Source organism: Hymenobacter sediminis, from assembly GCF_003231285.1.
GTDB classification, from domain to species: Bacteria; Bacteroidota; Bacteroidia; order Cytophagales; family Hymenobacteraceae; genus Hymenobacter; species Hymenobacter sediminis.
Window position 1 is genome coordinate 368,952 of the sequence record NZ_QKNS01000001.1, and the last position, 20,163, is coordinate 389,114.

The window sequence follows — 20,163 nt, forward strand, 5'->3', positions numbered from 1 at the left end:
AGGTCCGCAAAGCTGCTTCTTAGTTCCTACCCCCAATCAAGCCACAAGCCCTTACCTCCTTGCTGGAAGTAAGGGCTTGTGGCTTGATTGGGGGTAGGAACTAAGGAGAAGACTAACGTTGTAGTACTTACCCAGCAGAATACTTTACTTACTCCAACGACCGCTCGCGGAAGAGGACGTAGCCGATGTGGGCAAAGACACCGAAACGGTGGTTTTTGTCGTCGTAGTGGATGGCCTGCACGGAGAGGGGCCCTACGGGGGTTTGGTACACCAGTCCAGTCATGAGGGTGAGGTAGGGACGGCTTACGCTGTTGGAGCGGCGTACCAATACCGGGTTATCGTAAGCAGGCCGCCAGGGGCGCACCAGCACGTGGGCAAAGCCCTCGGTGCGCCACTCCAGTCCCCGAAAAACACCCTTTACATAGCGCAGGCCAGCTCCTGCATAGGCCGTGCCCCGGTAATTATCGAGGAAAAGGGTTCGGGAGTCGGGCAGGGGTAGGAAAGCGGCTGAAGTAGTAAGGGAAGAGCGGTAGGTAGCAAAAGGCCCTTGGGTGCTGGCCACAGCATCAAGTAAGTAACCCCAGGCATGAGTTTTAGCACCCACCGAGTCGCTCTTGGAAAGCGAGAAATACTGTTCTGAGAACAATGAAGCCCGAACCCAGCGTTGGTTTTTTGTCCGGCCCTGAACATCATTGGCCGTAGAGCCCGGATCGTATTTCTCTTGCCCCGTGATGCCCCGGAAAGCAAACTCCACCCGGCGGCCTTTGGTAGCATACTGGCGTCGGTCGAGGGAGTTACGCTCGAAGCGTAGCCCTGCGGTTATGCCCTGAAAGCGGTTCAGGTCCAGCTCATCGGAGCTGCTAACCTCACGGGTATTGGCAAACCGGTCGCGGTCCGTGAAGGCCCCAATATCCAGGATGTAGCGGCTGCGGTAGTTAGGGCTGATACCGATGTTGAGGGACGTTTTCAGGTCGCGCTGCACCAATTGGCTGGTTTCGGCATTTTGGCCCAGCAGGCCACCAGTATCCTGGTAGTTTAGGTTGTTGAAGGTAATAAGCGGCTCGAAGTACAGCGGAATCCGGCCCGGTACGCTTACCCGGAATGAGCCCTGCACGGCGTTGTAAAAGCGGCCCACCGTGGCATTGGCGCGCACCGTGTAGAGGTAGCGGCTAAGGTAGCGGTAAGCCCCACCCAGGTAAAAGTTGCTCATGGAGCGGGAGGAAAGCAGCACGCCCAGGTCGGCGGTGAGGTTGTTTGCTTGACGTGCGTCAATATTAAGACCGTAGCCCTTCTGCTGCTCGGAGTAGCGCACCCGTGGGTACACATTGGTAAAGAAATCGTTGCTGACAAGTCGGAAGTAGCCTTCCTCAATGTCGCTGGGCGTGTAAGTGGAGCCAGTGCGCTGGAAGAAACGGCGCACAAACTCCTGTTGCTGGCGGGGTAGGCCCTGCACCGTTACACTGGTGAAATCGGGGCGCGGGGCACGCTCCTGAAAGGCGCGGCGGCGCTGCTGCAAGGCCAGCGTGTCTTCACGGCGCGGAATGCGTTTGAGCATCAGGGCTAATTTATCCTGGGCTGCGTTTTCGCCTAGGGCCACCAGCCGGCGTACCCGCCCGAAGTCGGCGGCGGTGTAATCCGTTAGGTCGGGCTGAATGAAGATGCCATTCGGGCCCACCGACAGCGTATCAGCACCATTCGAGCCCAGGAAAATCAGGGTGCTGGTTAGTAGCTGGTCATCTTTCTCCTTGGGGTATTTGCGGTACGCCACGTCGCCCACATTCACCCCAATAATTACATCGGGCTTAAACTCGTCCTTGATAACGCCGGTAGGAAAGTTGTCAACTACGGCTCCGTCAAAAAGGTAACGTCCATCTTCCTGTCGGATGGGGCGGAAGGCTAACGGGAAGGCCATGGAGTTACGCACCGCATCGGAGAGGGAGCCATTGCGCTGCACCACCTTCTGGCGCGTGAATACCTCTGAGGCCACGGCCCGGTAGGGCACAAACAGGTTATCGAAGTTATAATTGGCAATGGCGCCGGCCGGTGCCAGCATGGTAGCCAGCACATAGTTCAGGGTAGCATCGTTGATGATGCGCGGCGTTACGCGGGTGCGAAACGAGGAATCAATAGAAAGACCCAGGTGCAAGGCCGCCGGCGAAGGGTCGGCATCGTAGAAGTTGAACACCTTGCCTTCCAGGGGGCGGTTGGCCACCCAGTTCTGAAACTCAGGCTTAAGCACTATTTCCTCGATTTCCGCGGGCGAGTACCCGGCTGCGTACATGCCACCCACAATGGCGCCCATGCTGGTACCCACAATGTAGTCGATGGGGATGCGGTTCTTCTCCAGCACTTTGAGTACGCCTACGTGGGCCAAACCCTTGGCCCCGCCCCCACTCAATACAAGGCCTACTTTTTGGGCCCGCACGGCCGGAGCACCCACAAGCCAGAGGCACAGTAGTAAAAGAAAACGGTATTGTTTCGGCATATAGTCCGGTAGTAGAAAACGTGAAAAGCCCCGGTAGCGGGGCGCGTTTCCTACGCATACGACTGGGCGGAGTTGCCGGGTATCCGGCGAAATACTGAACTGGCCCGACGAATGGCCCAGAGCTAGCTGCAAAGGCTTTAAGCTCAGCGCTAGCAGCCAGCTTAGGTGCAGCTCCAGTCACCAGCAAAACGGGTGCTGGCCGGGGCTACCATTTCTTGAAGATGACGTACACAGCGGCCACCAGCAAAGCAAACCCTACCACGTGGTTCCAAGCCAGCTTATCGGTTTTGAAAACATACACGGCGCAGAGCGTGAATACGGTCAGGGAAATAACCTCCTGAATGACCTTGAGCTGAAACAGGCTGAACGGTCCGCCATTTTCCTCAAACCCAATGCGGTTGGCCGGTACCTGAAACACATATTCGAAAAACGCTAGCCCCCAGCTAATCAGAATTACGCCTACCAACCCCAACCCATGCAGCCAGCTGATTTTCTTGAACTGCAAGTGCCCATACCAGGCAAACGTCATGAACAGGTTGGAAATCAGGAGCAGAGCAATAGTGCTGAGGCTTTTCATGGAAATGGTGAGATGGTGAAGTTGATGCGCTGGCGGCTACCCCCTACCGCCTGTTCAAGCTCCTGTTGGGCAGCTCCTGGGTAGAAATAGGCGGTACAAGCAGCTAAAGATCCTGCCGGGCAGGCTAATTGTTCAGCAAAGGTGCTACTCTACCAGGGCTTTGAACGAATACAAGGGGTAGGCCGATTCACTGTCTCGCCAGGGCTTCCGCGCATCTGGAACTCCAAGCTCACTATTTCACCAGTTCGTTACCTAGTCTTCGTGGCCGGCTATGGGGGTAGGAGGTGCCTGCTCGGCTTGCTTGGCCTCGAGGGCTAGGCGCTGTTGCTCCTTCTCAGAGGGCGTGCGGGGTAGGGCGTTGAGGTCGGGCTGGCCGGCATCCACCCAAGCTGTGTACCAGAAAGCGCCCACCAAGCGCAAAGCTAGTCGCATCTGCCGCTCCACCTGCCCATTCAGGCGCTGGTGATACTCGCGGGCAAAGTCGCGGGAGTAGGTGCGTACCGTGAGGTTGCCGCGCTGCTCGAAGCCGTATTTTCGGTCTTCGGGCATCTTTCGGCTTAACTCCCGCTCAACTCCCAGTACCGAATCGACAGCTGCATGGGAACGGCCTACCGCCGCCCAAATCGTTTGGGTGGGGCGGTCGAGGTAGGGTGCCGGGCCAGTGAAGAAATCGTAACCAGAGCTAAGCAACTCAGGCAGGCGGCTTTCCCACAGAGCATGAATGCCGCGCTGCCCCGTCAGCTGCCCGTTGTAATTGTGGGTGGTGTGCAGGGGCACACAGGCATCGGCAATATAATGGCCCAGGTCGGCCGAGAGGTGCAGAATCCGGTCGGTGTCGTGGGCCTGAAAAGCGGCCGTGAGCTGGCCTTTCATGCGCACCACCTGCCAGGGCACAATGCCGTGCTTCAGCAACGAATCTTCCCCGAGTTGGGCCACTGCATCGGGGTAGAAGCGGGGCAGTTTATGCACGGCTGAGTCACCGTACACGTCTACATCTAGGAAGTGACGCGGCGCCTCGCCGGGTACCACCGTGCGACGCGAATCGGGCCGGGTGGCGTTATCAGTGAGGTAGTCGATGTTAGCCTTATAGAAGCCTATCATTTCAGGCGGCAGTGTAAACACAGCCAGCCGGTTAATGAGCCGATGACTGAAAAAGCCCCAGGCCTGCGCCGCATTGGAGGAGGTCAGCACGAGCACTCCTGTTATAGAGAGTAGGAATAAACGTCGCATAAGAGATTGTTAGATAGATAAGAATAAGCCTGTTACCAGGAAATAACTTGAAAATCAGTTAGCAGTCGGCAGGGTTGGTGCTTAGCGTCCAGGCCCACGTAGCTAGCATAGCTGCCGTCCCCAAAGCCTGTAGAGAAGGCGGCCACTGTATCGGGCGGTATGCCATATAAGAAACCCGGACTCGGCGAGCTTGTGTCGAGTCGAAAGCTGGTAACCATCAGGTTTTCCGATGCCGACTTGCCGGCCAGATACCGATTCAGCGGCTCAATGCTGGCCGCGTCCATAAAAAAGGCCATGCCTGCATCAACTGGGTAGCCATAGTATTCTTTACTGCGGAGCGGAAGCGGCTTCTGGCCGGGTAATAGCGCTGGCTCCCAACTTACTACGGGCGCATCCGAGAACAAAATGCGGGCAAAAGCTACCCGCTCGTCGCCGTTGAAGCGGGCCAGGGCTAACTCTACTGGAAACCTGCCCCGGGGAAACCGGGTCATAAATGGCTGGGTCTCCGAATGCAGCGAAACTGGATCGGCGGCCACTATTTGCCCCGATGAAACCGGCAGGTTACCAAGAAACCGACTTTGCAGCTTAAGCTGCTGACTATCTTGATTGATTTGAGTGCCCGGAAAAAAGCTGGTTTCAAAGATGGCTGGCTCGGCTTCCACCGAATAAGGGAGCTGCCTGACTGTTGCCCGTCCTGGTGATAGAACATAGCCCACAGCGTCAGGCGAAGTAGAGGTAGTAGGGTTGGTGCACCCACCAAGAAGTGTTGCTAGTACTAGTAGCCGAGGTAGAATAGAAATAGACACAAGGCAATATGATAAGAAAGGACCAGTAATCGACTGATTCAAGGTAACACGCAAACAGGTGGCAAAACAATGCTCCCTTATTCGGAACATTATCCTGCCACCTGTTACTAAGTAACTGACCTGTAAAGTTTACCGTCGGCCTTGGCCCACGAACCGCATGCGGTAGTCGGCATTCACGTCGCCTTTGCTGATGCGGGCAAGCTTGCCTTTGAGCAGCTGCTTTTTCAGGCCCGAAGCGTAGTCGGTGAACAGGATGCCTTCAAGGTGGTCGTATTCGTGCTGAATTACGCGGGCGGTCATACCCGAGAAGGTTTCCTCGTGCTGCTGACGGTCTTCATCCTCATAGCGCAGCACAATAGTAGAGTGGCGCACCACTTTCTCCCGGATGCCCGGAATACTCAGGCAGCCTTCTTCGAAGCCCCATTCCTCGCCGGTTTCACTTACCATGCGGGGGTTAATGAAAGCGCGCTTTACTGGAGCCGCCGTAGGCTCCTCAATAATGAGGTTGCCCTCCTCGTCCTCGTCCAGCATAGGCTCCGAGTCGATAACGAACAGGCGTATGCTTTTGCCAACCTGGGGTGCCGCCAGTCCCACGCCGTGGGCGTGGTACATGGTGTCGTACATGTCAGCAATAATCTGTTTCAGCTCCGCAGCCGAGAATTCGGCCGGAATGTCTTTAGCCGGAGTTTTCAGCACCGGGTCGCCGAAGGCAACAATGGGGTAAATCATCGGGATTCAAGGAAAGATTGCAGAATGATGGTGGCCGAGACCTTATCAACGGTGGCTTTGTCGCGGCGGTCTTTTTTGCTCAGGCCCCCGGCCAGCATCGCGGCGTGGGCCATGCGGGAGGTAAACCGCTCATCTACTTCATGTACCGGCACCTCCGGAAACTCCTTACGTAGGCGCCGTACTACCCCTACCACGGCCGGTGTCGAGTCAGTGGCTTCGTTGTTGAGGTTTTTGGGCATGCCAATAACCAGCGCCGCCAAGGGCTCGCGCAGATGGTAAGCTTTCAGGTACGCCAGCAGGTCCTGGCTGTGCACCGTTTCGAGGGGGGTAGCAATAAGCTGAAGCGGGTCCGTAACGGCCAGCCCCACGCGCTTGTGCCCGTAGTCGATGGCAAGAATTCGGCCCATAGCAAAAACAAAAAATAGAATGACAAGCGGCAACGGTTCAGCTTGTTAGCCCTGCCACGCCTCAAAGATACGATACCTGCCCGGAAAGGTGACGCCTGTAGAGCTGAACAGTGCAATCCAATGGGATGGCCGGGGCGTACGTTGGTCGGGGAAATCAAAGCCTTAAGCTAGAGGAACCCGTCTTTCTAAAATCATAAAATAACCTTTGCACTGAGTTCATCATCAGGCAATTCTGCACACATTGCGTAGGTCGTTGAAATAGATGATCTAGAGTTTAAACTATAAAAAATTGCATTGTTATTCGAAAATGACTATCCCTCTATGTACAGGGTGGCTTTCTTGGAATAGTTTCAATAGTTTTGAAGACCCGTTCGTATTGAATTTTGTTGCGTATCGCCTGAACTCCTACTCTTTCAACGCTTTATGAACATCGAGCCGAACGACTCGCCGCTTCCCGCGTCGGAGCCTGCCCCGCGAAATTCCCGCTGGCAGGTACGTCAGCCGTTGTTGTTAGCCTTAGCGTTGACTTGTGGGATATTGCTGGGCGCGAATCCGTTTCGGCCCTCAAGCCAAAATCCTGACCTCACGGCCCGCGGCTATCTAAAGTTCAAAGAGATTCTCAGCTACGTAGACCGCGACTACGTGGACTCAGTAAATGCAGAGGAGCTGTCGGACTACGCTATCAGCCGCATGCTGGAGCGCCTTGATCCGCACTCGGTATTTATTCCGGCCAAGCAGCAGCAACAGGCTTCCTCTTTTCTGCAGAGTGACTACGACGGCATTGGGGTTGAGTTCAACCTGTTCCGTGACACTGTAACGGTAGTGGCTCCCCTCAGTGATGGACCCGCCGAACGGGCCGGCTTACAGCCCGGCGACCGAATTCTGGCCGTGAACGGGCAACGCGTTTCGGGAGTGCACACCACCACCGAGCAAATGTTTAGCAAACTGCGCGGCCCGCGCGGCAGCGCTGTACTGCTCCAAATTCTGCGTCGCGGACAGGCTCGCCCTATCAATGTGCAGGTAGCGCGCAACCGCATTTCCAACGCCTCGGTGGATGTGGCTTACATGGTGGATAACCAAACAGGCTACATCAAAGTAAGTCGCTTTGCCAGCGGTACTTATGATGAGTTTAAGTCGGCGCTGGGTGATTTGCGCCGACAGGGCCTGGGCCGCCTGATTCTGGATTTGCGCGGCAACCCCGGCGGCTACCTCGACCGTGCCACCAAAATGGCCGATGAGTTCATCGGAGGCACCAAGAAGATTGTATATACTGACGGCAAAGGCGACCAATACGACACCCAGACCTTCTCGCGAGTAGTAGGGGAGTTTGAGGAAGGTGCCTTAGTTGTGCTGGTAGATGAAGGTAGTGCCTCGGCGGCCGAGGTGCTGGCTGGTGCTCTGCAGGACCACGACCGAGCCCTGTTGGTAGGACGCCGCACTTTCGGGAAAGGCCTAGTGCAGCAGCCTATTGCTCTAAACGATGGCTCGGAGTTGCGTCTGACCATTGCGCGCTACTACACGCCTTCGGGCCGCAGCATCCAGAAGTCCTACCGCGGCGGTTTGGCCGCCTACGAGCAAGAGTTGCAGAACCGGCAGCGCCATGGTGAGTTCTTCCACGCCGATAGCATTCACTTTGCCGATTCTCTACGCTACCGCACAGCCCATGGTCGTACGGTGTATGGGGGGGGCGGCATCATGCCCGACCTGTTCGTGCCCCGCGACACCACAGCTTTTTCCCCTTACTACACTCGGCTGCAAAGTTTGAACTTGGTGCGAGAGTTTGCTTTGAGCTACTACCAGGAACACAAAGCTGAGCTGGATGGCCTGCGCTTCGAGCAGTTTAATCAAAGCTTCCGCATCAGCGACGTGCAGCTACAGCAGCTGGCGGCCAAAGCTGCTCGCGACGGGGTTCCTCAAAATGCCGCCGGTATGCAGCGTAGCGCTACTTTGCTTCGCAACCAGCTGAAGGCCCTGATTGCCCGTAGTGCCTACGGAAAATCAGCTTACTACCAAGTGCTAAACCAGGAAGATGCTGAAATGCAGCAAGCCCTGCGGGCTATTCAGGAGCCCGGTACCACCGCTATGCTGGGTCTGCTAGGCAAATAGTCCCTGGCAGATAGACATTAGCTCATAGGTAGCGGTTTCTCGTCAGGGCTATTTGGTAACTACTGCTACTGGGATAGAATGTGCTATAAAAGTCAGCCAAGGCGTTATGCTCGCCTTGGCTGACTTTTGGCATTTAAAGAGGGGTAGGATTGTGCACGCAGCCCCGATGTAGACGAGGATGGCCGCTTGCAGCCGCTGCACAGTAGCCCTAGACCCGACTTATTTCTTTACTATGTCCTGCACCCGAAACTCCTGCTTAATGTCCGTCAGCGGTTTGCCGTCGGCTTCGGCGTAGGGATAGATAAAGTAGTTGAGAGCCGGGTTGTTCTGGCGAGGTACCAGCACTAAGTCGCGGCCACGGGTGAATTCTAGGCGGTTTTCGTCATGAGCGCCAAAGAAGTAGTTGCGGCGGTCCGGATTCTTAGCCGCTTCGGAGGCATCGACGGGTACCCAGCCGGTTTCCGGAGTATAGAACTCGGCCCAGCAGTGGTAGCCTTTGATTTCGGCTGCGCCGCGCTCCGGGGGTAGGGGGAAGCCAATGCTGAAACGGGCCGGAATGCCTAGGGCACGGCAGTAACCAATAAACACAGCGTGGAAATCGGTGCAGTTGCCGCGGCGGGCGTCGCAGGCGTAATAAATGTCGCCGCGGCCCCAGCCCTGGCCCGTCTTGTCGTACTTGACGGTGCTCACCACGTGCTCATACACCGCCCTGGCCTTCTCTAGGTTGGTTTTTGCTTTGGCTTTGTTGGCCACTTCCAGCGCCCACAGCCGGATTTGTGGATCGAGGGGCACGAGACTGTCGGCGGCCAGCCAGCGCTTGAGGTTTGGGTCGGGGGCTTCCTGGGGTGGGCGCTGACCATTGAGGGCTGAGGCCAGGTGCTCGCGCCGGGTTGCCTGCAAACGCATATCCACCCGAAACCCTTGCAGCGCCTCGCCAGTGGCCCGCAAGTGCAAAATGCGGTTGCCATAAGCACCGGTCTGAATATCGTAAGGCACCGGCGACGTCACCTTCAAATCACGGATTTGCTGCGACTTATCATCATGCGGAACTGGAAGCCACAAATCTACCATCTTCGTGCCGGCCGGCTGGGCCGGTATAGTAGCCGCATAATCGAAGGTGAATGTGCGGCTGCGTGGCGTTGGGGTAGGTGGCTGGGCTACGGTAAGCAAAGCCAGCAAGGAGGGGAATAGAAACGAGAGCATAGCCAAAGTGAGCAGCCGCCACCTTCGGGAGCTGATAGTCAAAGTACAAAGAAACGATATGGAAGGTTGTTCCGGTTCAAAAGGCATTACCCCTTATTGGGCTTAGGCCCAGGGTAGCGCTTTATGAACAGCCTGATTCTTCGTACAGCTTTGCTTAACACGGCAGACACAGGTCAAACTTTGTACCTTCACTGCTTGGCATTTCTACCCAAACTTCCTACCCCAACCTCCCACCCATATGCCTTTTTATCAACGATTAGGTCAGATTCCGCGCAAGCGGCATACCCAGTTTCGGCAGCCTGATGGCTCGCTTTATCATGAGCAGTTGGTGGGTACGCTGGGCTTCCACGGCGTTTCGTCGCTGCTTTACCACCGGCACGCACCCACCGAAATCCGAAAGGTAGGCGAACCCCAGCCTTATGCTCCCAAACTGCTGAAAGACCGGCCGCTGGAGCCAGCTCACCTGCGCACTCTGGCCCAGACCAGCACCGGCGGCGACTACCTTCAGGCCCGCCAGACCGTGCTGGGCAACGCCGATGTAACCCTGAGCATTTGCAACCCTACGGAGCAGCGCATGGAATATTACTACAAAAACGCGCTGGCCGATGAAGTCATTTTCGTGCACGAAGGGCGGGGCGAGCTGTGGAGCCAACTGGGCAAAGTGGCTTTCGAGCCCGGCGACTACGTAGTAATTCCGCGCACCATCATCCACCAGATGCACTTCGAGGAAGGGCCGGTGCGCTTGCTTATCATCGAGTCGTTTAGCCCCGTAGAAACCTGTCGGCGCTACCGCAACCACTTCGGGCAGCTGCTGGAGCATGCGCCTTACTGCGAGCGGGACTTCCGCGGACCCTCGGAGCTAGTAGAAGGTGACGTGCGCGAATCGGGCGAGTACGTGGTGCGCGTGAAGAAAGACGGATTGCTGCACACGCTGGTGTACGGCCACTCGCCCTTCGATGTGGTGGGCTGGGACGGGTACTTTTACCCTTACGCCACCAGCATCCACGACTTCGAGCCCATAACCGGCCGCATCCACCAGCCCCCACCCGTGCACCAGCAGTTCGAGGGCCACAACTTCGTCATCTGCTCCTTTGTGCCGCGCCTCTTCGACTACCACCCGCTAGCTATTCCGGCCCCTTACAACCACTCCAACGTCGATTCCGACGAGGTGCTGTACTACGTAGCGGGCAACTTCATGTCGCGGCGCGGGGTAGATCTGGCCTCGTTCACTTGGCATCCTAGCGGCATTCCGCACGGGCCACACCCCGGCACCGTGGAGGCTAGCATCGGCAAAAAGGAAACTAAGGAGTTGGCCGTGATGGTCGATACCTTCCGCCCGCTCTACCTCACTGAGGCCGCCCTACCCTACGTGGACCCACGCTACCCCATGAGCTGGCAGCCTGATTTTCAGCACGAGCCACCCCGATCCGCTGACATGATGGATTAGCGCTGTTTTTATGGACCTTTGGACGCTGCTTGCCAACTGGCTCACATTAGGGCCAATCTGGCAGGCAGCGTCCTTATTGTTATGATGCCTACTACTGTGGGGCCAGAGCGCCCCGGCTTTTACCGCCGGCTGGGTTTAAACCTGGGGCTTACCTTCGGCTATGTTTTATGTATGGCGCTGTTGCTGATGGCTCTGCCCTTGCTTACGGGCCGACCCGTTCTCACTGAAGCGGCCTTCAGTAACTGGGATACGGAGCATTATCTACACATCTAGAACCAAGGCTACGACTTTCAGACCACGGCCTTTTTTCCGCTGTTCCCCTACGTATGGCGGTGGCTGGAGCTATCGGCTCGTGGTATGGCCGGCGTAAATGCAGCGGTGTTTGCGAGTAGCCTGCGGACATGAAAACAGCAAGGTCAGGTCAGGGGCCCTGGCGTTAGCAGTAGTAATCAACAGTGGTCTGATGCTCCGCCTGTTCTACCGGTTTTTGTCGCACGAGTGGGTAGGCTAGTACCAAACCAGATGTGGTTGTAGATTCGTATTTTGCATGAATACTACCATTGCCATGAAAAAAATCCTGTTGTTACTTCCGGCACTACTGGTGCTGGCTGTACTTACCAGCTGCGAAAAGATCGACAAGCTGCTCACGTTTACTATTGAAGATTCGCAGTCGGTGAAGATTGCGGGGGCTTTTCCGGCTGGGGCACTTGTTCCGCTCACGCCCGTTGCCGTAACTACCCGTTCCGACGAGAAATTCAAGAACGAAAACACCAGTGCCAACCTGGTGAAAGACGTGAAGCTTGACCGCCTCACGCTTACTATCACCGACCCCAACTCCGAAAACTTCGATTTTCTGCAGAGCATCAACCTCTATATCAGCACCGACCAGAACGATAAAATCCTGCTGGCTTCTGCCGATAACGTGCCCACCGGAGTAAATAGCTTTCAGCTGACGCCTACCTCCCAGAAGCTCGATAAGTATGTGAAGGCTAGTAGCTACACGCTCTCCACAGAAGCCAAAATCCGGAAGCCCATCAGCCGCGACATTACCATCCGCGTTGATTCTCGCTTTAAAGTCACCGCCGATCCGCTGTAGCCTCCACTAATAAACATGTCGCTAAGGCCCCTGCTACAAGGCAGGGGCCTTAGCTATTTTAAGAGGGTAGTGAATCTGAGCTTTAGCGGTTGCGGCCGTACTGCTCATGGCTGCTGACCCAATCAGAGGAGCTGATGGCGGCGCCCAAACTTAGCTCGCCGGCCAGCACTACGCCAGCTACTATTTCGGCCAGCTTGTTCACGGTGCCTGGGCCGGTGCAGCCTAGCATCCGGAGGTACTCGTTCTGGGTAGCTAAGCCGGTGCCGCCGCCGTGGGTGGCCACAATAAGAGAAGGAATAGTGATGCTGATGTACAGGTCGCCTTCGGGCGTGATTTCAGAGTAGAGTACTCCGGCCGACGACTCCGATACGTTGGCTACATCTTGGCCAGTAGCAATAAATAAGGCCGTAATGGCATTGGCCGAGTGCGCGCCGTTGTTGTTGGCTCCCGACAAAAAAGCGCCTACGTTGCTCACTTGCCCGTGGTAAGCCAACTGCTCGGGCTTCACGCGCATGCGCTGCTGCAGAATGTCGCGCTTAATTACGGCCTCGGCTACCACCCGCTTGCCCCGGGTGCGCATCACGTTAATTTGGGAGGCTTTCTTGTCGGTGGCGAAGTTAGATTCGAGGTAGAAGTGCCGGATGGGCGCGCCCTTGTAGTTTTCCAGAATCCAGGAGCAAGCCGCAAACGTAGCGCGGCCCACCATGTTCTGCCCGGCCGCGTCGCCGGTTGAAAAGTTGAAGCGCAGATAGGCAAACTTGCCGGCTAAATACGTGTCGATGTACTGCAGCTTGGCGATGCGCGAGGTGCTTTCCGCCTCCGGCCGAATCCGTTCTATTTCTTCTTCTACCCAGCGGCCAAAGTCGCGGGCCCCGCGGGCATCATCAAATACAAACACCGGGGCCCGCTGCATGGCGTCGCCGATAACTGTGCACTTCACGCCCCCGCAGAGGTTCAGGAGTTGAATGCCCCGGTTGTAGCTGGCTACCAGCGTGCCTTCGGTGGTAGCTAACGGAATCAGAAACTGGCCCTGGGCATGCTCGCCGTTTACGTGCAGGGGGCCGGCCAGGCCCACCGGAATCTGGGCTACCCCCGTGAAATGCTCGCAGTTGCCCTTAAGTAGTTGGGCATCAAAGGAATACTGTTTGAGGTGCTCAAACTGCTCCCCCGTAAACTCCTCGGCGAACTGCTGCCGGGCCTGAATGGCGGCTTCGGAATAGTCGTCGGTTTCGGAGCGCGGAATGCGGGTGCGGCTTTCAGGGCGGGCGGCAATGGCGTCTTCCACTTCCACCGTCAGCTCCCCAAACGGCTCGGCTGCAAAGCGTACCCGGATGGTGTGCAAGCCTTCGGGTAGGGGCTTGGCGGCCAGGTGAAAGGTAGCCGACTGGCCTACGGGGAGTGTAAAGCCTGCCCGCTCAGCGTTGAATACTGAGGCCGGGCGGATGTCGCCATTGCCCAGGTCCAGGGCAATCTGCTCGGTGCCAATGCGCACGTCGTCCAGCTCCACGTACTCTACCCGCGTGATGCGCACGGTATCCAGGCGGTTCTTGATGCTGAAGGCTACCCCATCAGGCGTATTACGCAGGCTGCCACGGGTGTAAAGCAGCTTGAGCATCATGGCGCTAGGCGTGAAAATCATGGGCGGAAGGGGTTGGTGAGCAGAAAGAGGGTAGGGGGTGTACGTGGAATAGATGAACGGGTAGTGACGAAATACTTACAGCTGTTTCCTGATTGAGACAGGTTGTGTACCAAAAGAAATAGGCAGCGTCAGTTTCATGGCTACCGGCTGGCCATTCACTCTTCCAGGAGTAAAACGACCATCTAAAAGCTGTACAAGTCGTAAGGCTTCAGTGCTGGCTAATGGGTGAAAACTGCGTACTACTGAAGCGTTTCGTACCTGACCAAGCTCGTTAATCATGAATTCGACATATACCTGCCCGGCTATCGTTCGAGAAAGGCTATCAGGCCAGTGGCTCGCTCTATCCAAGAACCTTTTCAGACTCTGCTGACTCCCTTTGAAAACTGGCAATTGGTCGTCACTGCCAAAGCAACGATAGGTCTGTCCGGTGATGAACGCATCTACCTCATGTTGTGGCTTGGTTAACAGGCCAGTCGTGTCGACTAACGCATCGGGTACAGCCGGCGCTACCTGGGAAGCGGCTGTTTAGCTAGGGAAAGACAGCACTATGGTAGCTGCTAAAACGAGTGGTGTTCTCATTTAAGAGTGAAAATAATAGGCAGGGTATATTTCACAGCTACTGGCCTATTGTTTTGTCGGCCAGGTATGAACTTGTTATTCAATAGCTTTATTATTCTCAGTGCTTCCGTATCAAGTAAAGGATCTAAGCCTTTGGCAATTTCAGGCTGTTCTATTTGGCCTGTTTTACTGATAACAAAACTTACAAACACCCGTCCTTCGGCACTAGTGTGCGGAGGATAGCGCAAATGTTGGCTTATAAACAACTGTAACGCTTCGTGACCACCGACAAACTCGGGCATCTGCTCTACGTACGTCCGTGCTGGGTTGTAATCGACAGAGTCTTCTACATTAGATAAGTTCTCGGGTACCATAATAACGTCACCTGATATTATTCTATCTGAAACAACAGTGTCCTGGCTTGGAATAGAAGGCTGAATGGCTTTTTTATGCTGAAGCCTAGGTTTCCGCTGAGCGGAATGGGTGCCTGCTGCCTTCTGCACCTGCGCCACCGCCTCCCGCCCCGATAGCCCTACCCCGCACACCAGCACCAAGGCCACCAGAAACCGCCACAGCTTGGGGCGCAGCTGAGGGGTAGGGGCCAACTGCTCTGCCCGGAACCGCCCGCAGACGCGGCCATGCGGAGAAGCCCGGAAAGCGGCATCCACATCGGCCTGGGTAGCGGCGGTGAAGTCGAGGACGGTGCGGTTGCACTGGGCGCAGTGGTGGCCCTGGGCCACGGGCGTCATCTGCTGCCAGTCTTCGTGGCAGGCATTCAGGCGGATGTTGAGGATGGGCAGCGGCAGCATAGGTAGCAAACAACGAGCAGGGTAGCCGCCGGAATATACGTTGCCAGCCTATCAACTCACCATTTCACCGTTGCTCTTCCCAGAACTCTTGGCCGTTGGCGTTGAGGTAGCCGGGCTGACCGTCGGGGGCCAGTACACGGGCCACGTCGCCGAGGAAGGGCTCAGCCTGGGGGTAGCGGACTTCCGTGAGGGTGTTGCCGTCTTCATCGAGGTAGCCGAATAGCTTGCCTTGTTGCACCACCGGAAATTGCAGGTTGCCCGTGAGCCGGATGGCATCGTAACGCAGGGGCTGCACCAGCTTGCCGCTGCTGTTTACTACCCCCCACTTAGCGCCCAACCGCACAAACAAGAGTCCATTGTAATTCTCCCGAATTTCATCATAGATGGCTGGTATCACGCCCGAGCCCACCGTGAAGCGGAAACCCACCTTGCCCTCCTTGCGCACCAGGTCGCCGTGCTCCAGGGGCTCCTCTTCCGGCTCGGCCGGGGGCGCGTCGGGCAGGCGCTGACCGGTAGGCCCAATCTGGAATGTTTCGCCGTTCAGCTCTACTGCGGCAATGCCGTTTCGGAAGGTGCTGGCGCGGGTGTACTGTATGGGCGTAACGGGGTTGCCGCCCCCATCAATGTAGCCGTACAGCTGGCCCTGGCGCACCCAGGCAATTTCCTGCACGAAGGGGCCGGCTTCGTCGTAGCGCAGGGGTAGGATAAGGCGGCGGGCTTGGTCGGCGTAGCCCCACTTGCTACCCTGCCGGAAAGGCACAAGGCGCGAGGCTGCCGTTTGGGCCCACGCCGGGGTACTGGCAACCAGCAGCAAAAGCAGCAGCAACAGAGGGCGTTTCATGCAGGTCGGGGTCGGGAAGGCACCGGCTATTTCAGCTAAGGTACGCACGCAGTGCAAACCAAATACGCTTTGAGCGGTTGGTTCACTCGTTCTTCACCCAGAGAAACACAATTTTGCCCTTCTGCTTCGCAGGTTTTTCGGTGTGAGCCGCGCTTTTTCTGTGGTGAAAACGGCAGCATCGTATCTTTGCGTCCCCTCACTAGGCTGTTTGCTTGACCGCCTTTGCTTATGTCATCACAACTAACCTATCCGCGCTTTACTTTAGGAGAAAGCCTTACTGCTGAACAGTTGGCCTTCTTTCAGGAACACGGATTTCTGCACTTCCGCGCCTTTATTTCCCCCGAAACCGTGCAAAGCCTGCTGCAAGCCTCCCAGGAGGTGCAGCGCCAGTGGCTGGCCGATGATGTGAAGAAGGTGAACGGCGTTCCGATTAAATATGGCAAGGACGTGGATGGCTCGCCGATTGTGCAGCGCTTTGCCTTTGCCTCGCACCATAGCCCCGTGCTGCACGAGTTTCTGCAGGACCCGCGCTTTACGGCCCTGTTTCCCCTGCTGGAAGCGCCCGGCGGCCGGGTAGGCGAAAACGAGAAAGATGGCCTCGTTATCAACCACTACGTGAACGTGGAAGGCTCGGAGTTCTCGCAGATGGGCTGGCATACTGACTCGCTGCGCGACGTGTTTTACGGCAAGAAAATTGGGCCGATGCTGAACGTGGGCTTGCACTTGGATGGTACGCCCGCCACCAACGGCGGTCTGCGCGTCATTCCGGGTACGCACCGCCAGGGCCTGCGCGACATCCTCTTTCGTAAGAAGTACTACAAAGACGTAGGCCCCGACCCTAATGAGGTAGCCGTGGAAACCGAGCCCGGCGACCTAACCGTGCACGACGGCCGCATGTGGCACCGCGTGGCGCAGTCGCCGCTGGTGGGTGAGGTGTCGCGCCGCCGGGTGATGTACGTGCCCATTATTGCCGGTAAGTACGAGCCCAAGCACGAAAACAGCCCTACGCCTTTCTATCTGCGGTTTCTCCACCTGGTGAAATAGTAATAGAGTGACAGGGAAAAAGTAACAGGTGACAAGTAAGCAGCTGTAACTGCGAGCCTGTCACCTGTTACTTTTTCCCTGTCACTGTTCACCTCATCTCTTTTCACTTTATTACCTCAAGCCCCTTGAAAAAAGCTGCCCTAATTACCGGAGCTTCCCGCGGCATTGGCCGGGCCATGGCCCTGGACCTAGCCCGCCGCGGCTACGATGTGCTGCTGGTGGCCCGCTCCGCCGACCAGTTGGAGCAGGTGGCAGCCGAAACCCGACAGTTAGGGCGGCAAGCCCAATATCTCGCGCTGGATCTGGCCGCACCGGGCGCGGCCCAACAGGTGGCAGCCTGGGTAATGGCCCAAACTACGGAACTAGCCGTGCTGGTAAATAATGCGGGCTATGGCCTGTGGGGGCGCTTTGAAGAATTGCCGCTAGCCGAGCAGCAGAACATGCTGCAGCTGAATATGCACCTGCCTGTGGAGCTGACCCATGCCCTGCTTCCTACCCTGCGTCGCCAGCCCAAATCCTATATCCTGAACGTGGCTAGCACTGCCGCCTACCAGGCCGTGCCCACGCTCACGCTTTATGCAGCCAGTAAGGCGTTCATCATCAGCTTCTCCCGGGGCCTGCGCTACGAGCTGCGCGGCACCAGCGTATCCGTCACCTGCCTCAGCCCCGGCGCTACCACCACCGACTTCGCCGACCGGGCTGGCATGAACTCCGAACTGCAGGCTGTAGCCAACAAAGTATCCATGACGCCTGCCCAGGTAGCCGAGTTCGGTATTGCCGCTATGCTCTCGGGTGAGGCCGAGGCAATTCCGGGGGCGTTAAACAAAGTATCGGCGGCGCTAACAGCTCTGGTGCCCAAGGGAATTACAGAGCGCATTGCGGCCGGTATCTACGAGAAACATCTGAAGTAACTTCTTCCGGTTCTCTTTATTTAGCCGATGGGGTAGGAATGAGCCGCTGCGCCAGCCAGAAACTCAGGCCTGCGAATAGAGGAGCAGCCAGCACATCGTAGCTATAGTGGGCGCGCTGCACCATCACCAGCAACCCAATAACCAGAGTAGTCCCGAACAATACCCAGCGGCGCCAGCCCGCCGGCACAGCCAGGGCCAGCAGCAGCAGCGTGGCAGTGTGACCTGAGAAGAATAAGTCCTTGGTTATAGGCGCAGGGGCCGCGTAAAACAGCTGCTCCACCAACGGGTCGCGAAGCATGATGAGTCCGATAGGCGGTTCCAGCGGGAGCAGGGCCAGTGTAGTGCAACGCAGCAGGTGCAGCAGCAGGTAAGCAGTTAAGGCCCACAGCAGGGGGTAGGGCCGGGGCAGCAGCGTGGTTACCCCCAACGCAATGCCCAAGTAGATAACCGCGAAGGTGAGCCCCGATACGTCGCGGGCCGGCAGCAAAGCCAGCAGCGGATCAGATAGAATGGTGCCGGGGCGGGCCTGCACCCAAGCGAAGAAGCGCGGCAGCACGGCTGCCAGCGTCAGGAGCAGGGCCAGCACTACCCCCAGCCGCCGCCGGAAAGCCGGTTGCCGCCAGGCCTCGGGCCAGGTAAAAAGGTCAGCAGACATGTAAATGCGTAGTCGGGGCCGAAATCCAGCCGTGAAATGACGCGCAAACCTACTAACAAAGGCAGGTAGCCCCACGGCTGAGTTTTTCTGATTGGGGCATTCCTTCAGAACCGCTTTGCGGCGTACCTTTTCAGCTGACTATTCTCCGCAACCTCCTGACCTGCCTGTTTAATGAAGATTTTCAACGCTGCAATCCTCGCCTCCTGCCTGCTGACTGCCACGCCCGCGCTGGCACAAACCAGCGCCCTCCATGGTCAAATTGCCAAACTCGCTGCCCAGCAGGAAAGTAAGGTAATTGCCTGGCGGCGCGACATTCATGAGCACCCCGAGCTGGGCAACCAGGAAACCCGCACCGCTGCCCTCATTGCTGAGCAACTGAAAAAGATGGGGATTGAGGTGCAAACGGGGGTAGCACGCACCGGTGTAGTTGGACTGTTGAAAGGGGGCAAGCCGGGCCCCGTAGTAGCCCTACGCGCCGACATGGATGGCCTGCCCGTAACGGAAAGCAATAGCCTACCCTTCGCTTCCAAAGCCCGCACCACTTACAACGGGCAGGAAGTAGGCGTGATGCACGCCTGCGGCCACGATACCCACGTAGCCATGCTGCTGGGCGCGGCCGAAGTGCTCAGCCAGATGAAAAAAGACCTGAGCGGCACCGTAAAATTCGTGTTCCAGCCCGCCGAGGAAGGCTCCTTACCGGGTGTAGTGGGTGGGGCCAAGCTCATGGTGCAGGAAGGCGTACTCAGCAACCTTAAGGTCGATGCCATTTTCGGGGTACACATTCAGGCCCAGACCGAGGTAGGCAAGCTTTCCTACCGCCCCGGCGGTGAAATGGCTTCCTCGGATGTGTTTACTATTAGGGTGAAAGGCAAGTCGGCCCACGGTGCCTACCCCTGGCTGGCCGTTGACCCCGTTGTAACCTCCGCCCAGATTATCATGGGCCTGCAAACCATCATCAGCCGCCAGCTCCAGCTCACCGAAGACGCGGCCGTGCTGACAGTGGGCATGGTACATGGCGGGGTGCGCAACAACATTATTCCGGAGCAGGTGGAGCTGACGGGTACCATCCGCAGCCTGAGCAAGGAAATGCAGCAGCAGATCTGGGCCGCCGTACGCCGCACCGCCACCAACATTGCCGAAAGCGCCGGAGCCACTGCCGAGGTCGAAATTGTGAACTATGCCCCCGTTACTTACAACGACCCGCGCCTCACGGCCCAGATGGTGCCCAGCCTGAACAGCGCTGCCGGAGCCGCCAACGTGAGCGTGCAGAAAGCCGTGACCGGGGCCGAAGACTTTGCCTATTACCAGGAAAAAATACCCGGCATGTTCGTGTTTGTGGGTGGCATGCCCAAAGGCAAGAACCCCGCCGAAACAGCCCCGCACCACACTCCTGGCTTCTTCGTAGATGAAAGCGGACTGACGCTCGGCGTAAAAACCCTGGCTACCTTGGCCGTTGACTATCTCTCAGCCGGAAAGAAATAAGTTATGGCCTGAGACGAATCTCGCAGATTCTCGTCGCTGCTTCTCGGCAGCTGATGACCGCGTAATAATCACCTTTGGGGCAAAAACAAGGCTGGGCGCAACCCGAACAGTCCTTTGCCGTCTAGTAGCCCGTTCAGA

19 protein-coding genes are annotated in these 20,163 nt (G+C 57.1%); 7 read left to right on the plus strand and 12 right to left on the minus strand.

From position 1 onward, the window contains the following. Positions 1–148: 148 nt before the first annotated feature. From DNI29_RS01500 to ruvX, 6 genes are all read right to left on the minus strand, one after another. The gene (locus DNI29_RS01500) at positions 149–2,485 is read right to left on the minus strand and encodes a patatin-like phospholipase family protein (protein ID WP_110976301.1); all 2,337 of its coding nucleotides are present in this window, start codon (positions 2,483–2,485) and stop codon (positions 149–151) included. A gap of 205 nt (positions 2,486–2,690) precedes the next feature. Next, the gene (locus tag DNI29_RS01505) at positions 2,691–3,062 is read right to left on the minus strand and encodes a DMT family protein (RefSeq protein WP_202910353.1); all 372 of its coding nucleotides are present in this window, start codon (positions 3,060–3,062) and stop codon (positions 2,691–2,693) included. 252 nt (positions 3,063–3,314) lie between these two features. Continuing rightward, positions 3,315–4,292, minus strand: coding sequence for a zinc dependent phospholipase C family protein (locus tag DNI29_RS01510; RefSeq protein WP_110976303.1), 978 nt, complete (start codon positions 4,290–4,292; stop codon positions 3,315–3,317). A gap of 32 nt (positions 4,293–4,324) precedes the next feature. Continuing rightward, positions 4,325–5,188 (minus strand): DUF4241 domain-containing protein, encoded by an 864-nt coding sequence (locus DNI29_RS01515; protein WP_110976304.1) that lies wholly within the window; start codon positions 5,186–5,188, stop codon positions 4,325–4,327. A gap of 39 nt (positions 5,189–5,227) precedes the next feature. Then, on the minus strand, positions 5,228–5,827 hold the full coding sequence (def, locus tag DNI29_RS01520) for a peptide deformylase (protein ID WP_110976305.1): 600 nt from the start codon (positions 5,825–5,827) through the stop codon (positions 5,228–5,230). Further along, entirely contained in the window at positions 5,824–6,234 is a 411-nt protein-coding gene (ruvX, locus tag DNI29_RS01525) for a Holliday junction resolvase RuvX (protein ID WP_110976306.1), read from the minus strand. Before ruvX ends, def begins: the two co-directional genes overlap by 4 nt. A 423-nt stretch (positions 6,235–6,657) precedes the next feature. Between ruvX and DNI29_RS01530 the strand changes: the two genes are divergently transcribed. Further along, the gene (locus DNI29_RS01530; protein WP_110976307.1) at positions 6,658–8,340 is read left to right on the plus strand and encodes a S41 family peptidase; all 1,683 of its coding nucleotides are present in this window, start codon (positions 6,658–6,660) and stop codon (positions 8,338–8,340) included. A gap of 219 nt (positions 8,341–8,559) precedes the next feature. Here the strand turns inward: DNI29_RS01530 and DNI29_RS01535 are convergent, their stop codons facing one another. Beyond that, positions 8,560–9,543 carry a transglutaminase-like domain-containing protein gene (locus DNI29_RS01535; RefSeq protein WP_110976308.1) on the minus strand — a complete coding sequence of 328 codons (984 nt, stop codon included), beginning with the start codon at positions 9,541–9,543 and terminating at the stop codon, positions 8,560–8,562. Between the two features lie 238 nt (positions 9,544–9,781). On the opposite strand from DNI29_RS01535, the gene DNI29_RS01540 reads away from it, so the two are divergent. The 3 genes from DNI29_RS01540 to DNI29_RS01550 all read left to right on the plus strand — a co-directional run bounded on the left by DNI29_RS01540 (position 9,782) and on the right by DNI29_RS01550 (position 12,086). Continuing rightward, positions 9,782–10,990, plus strand: a complete 1,209-nt coding sequence (locus DNI29_RS01540; RefSeq protein WP_110976309.1) for a homogentisate 1,2-dioxygenase — start codon at positions 9,782–9,784, stop codon at positions 10,988–10,990. Between the two features lie 81 nt (positions 10,991–11,071). Then, complete coding sequence (locus tag DNI29_RS01545; protein WP_110976310.1) at positions 11,072–11,263, plus strand: hypothetical protein; 192 nt, start codon at positions 11,072–11,074, stop codon at positions 11,261–11,263. Between the two features lie 274 nt (positions 11,264–11,537). Then, positions 11,538–12,086 carry a hypothetical protein gene (locus DNI29_RS01550; RefSeq protein ID WP_202910354.1) on the plus strand — a complete coding sequence of 183 codons (549 nt, stop codon included), beginning with the start codon at positions 11,538–11,540 and terminating at the stop codon, positions 12,084–12,086. Positions 12,087–12,168: 82 nt separating this feature from the next. On the opposite strand, the gene DNI29_RS01555 is transcribed toward DNI29_RS01550, so the two are convergent. The 4 genes from DNI29_RS01555 to DNI29_RS01570 all read right to left on the minus strand — a co-directional run bounded on the left by DNI29_RS01555 (position 12,169) and on the right by DNI29_RS01570 (position 15,933). Further along, positions 12,169–13,725: a hydroxymethylglutaryl-CoA reductase gene (locus DNI29_RS01555; protein WP_202910355.1), complete on the minus strand. Its 1,557-nt coding sequence runs from the start codon at positions 13,723–13,725 to the stop codon at positions 12,169–12,171. 75 nt (positions 13,726–13,800) lie between these two features. Then, positions 13,801–14,115 (minus strand): energy transducer TonB, encoded by a 315-nt coding sequence (locus tag DNI29_RS24815; RefSeq protein ID WP_162303471.1) that lies wholly within the window; start codon positions 14,113–14,115, stop codon positions 13,801–13,803. A gap of 185 nt (positions 14,116–14,300) precedes the next feature. Continuing rightward, positions 14,301–15,092: an energy transducer TonB gene (locus DNI29_RS01565; RefSeq protein ID WP_110976312.1), complete on the minus strand. Its 792-nt coding sequence runs from the start codon at positions 15,090–15,092 to the stop codon at positions 14,301–14,303. 64 nt (positions 15,093–15,156) lie between these two features. Beyond that, positions 15,157–15,933 (minus strand): WG repeat-containing protein, encoded by a 777-nt coding sequence (locus tag DNI29_RS01570; protein ID WP_110976313.1) that lies wholly within the window; start codon positions 15,931–15,933, stop codon positions 15,157–15,159. A 228-nt stretch (positions 15,934–16,161) separates the two neighbouring features. Between DNI29_RS01570 and DNI29_RS01575 the strand changes: the two genes are divergently transcribed. Together DNI29_RS01575 and DNI29_RS01580 are read left to right on the plus strand one after the other, a co-directional pair. After that, a complete protein-coding gene (locus tag DNI29_RS01575) occupies positions 16,162–16,977 on the plus strand; it encodes a phytanoyl-CoA dioxygenase family protein (protein ID WP_110976314.1) in 816 nt (271 codons plus the stop codon). Between the two features lie 125 nt (positions 16,978–17,102). Next, positions 17,103–17,888 (plus strand): SDR family NAD(P)-dependent oxidoreductase, encoded by a 786-nt coding sequence (locus DNI29_RS01580; protein WP_110976315.1) that lies wholly within the window; start codon positions 17,103–17,105, stop codon positions 17,886–17,888. 16 nt (positions 17,889–17,904) lie between these two features. Here the strand turns inward: DNI29_RS01580 and DNI29_RS01585 are convergent, their stop codons facing one another. Then, the gene (locus DNI29_RS01585; protein WP_110976316.1) at positions 17,905–18,543 is read right to left on the minus strand and encodes a phosphatase PAP2-related protein; all 639 of its coding nucleotides are present in this window, start codon (positions 18,541–18,543) and stop codon (positions 17,905–17,907) included. 171 nt (positions 18,544–18,714) lie between these two features. Between DNI29_RS01585 and DNI29_RS01590 the strand changes: the two genes are divergently transcribed. Continuing rightward, positions 18,715–20,025 (plus strand): amidohydrolase, encoded by a 1,311-nt coding sequence (locus DNI29_RS01590; RefSeq protein ID WP_110976317.1) that lies wholly within the window; start codon positions 18,715–18,717, stop codon positions 20,023–20,025. Positions 20,026–20,163: the final 138 nt, after the last annotated feature.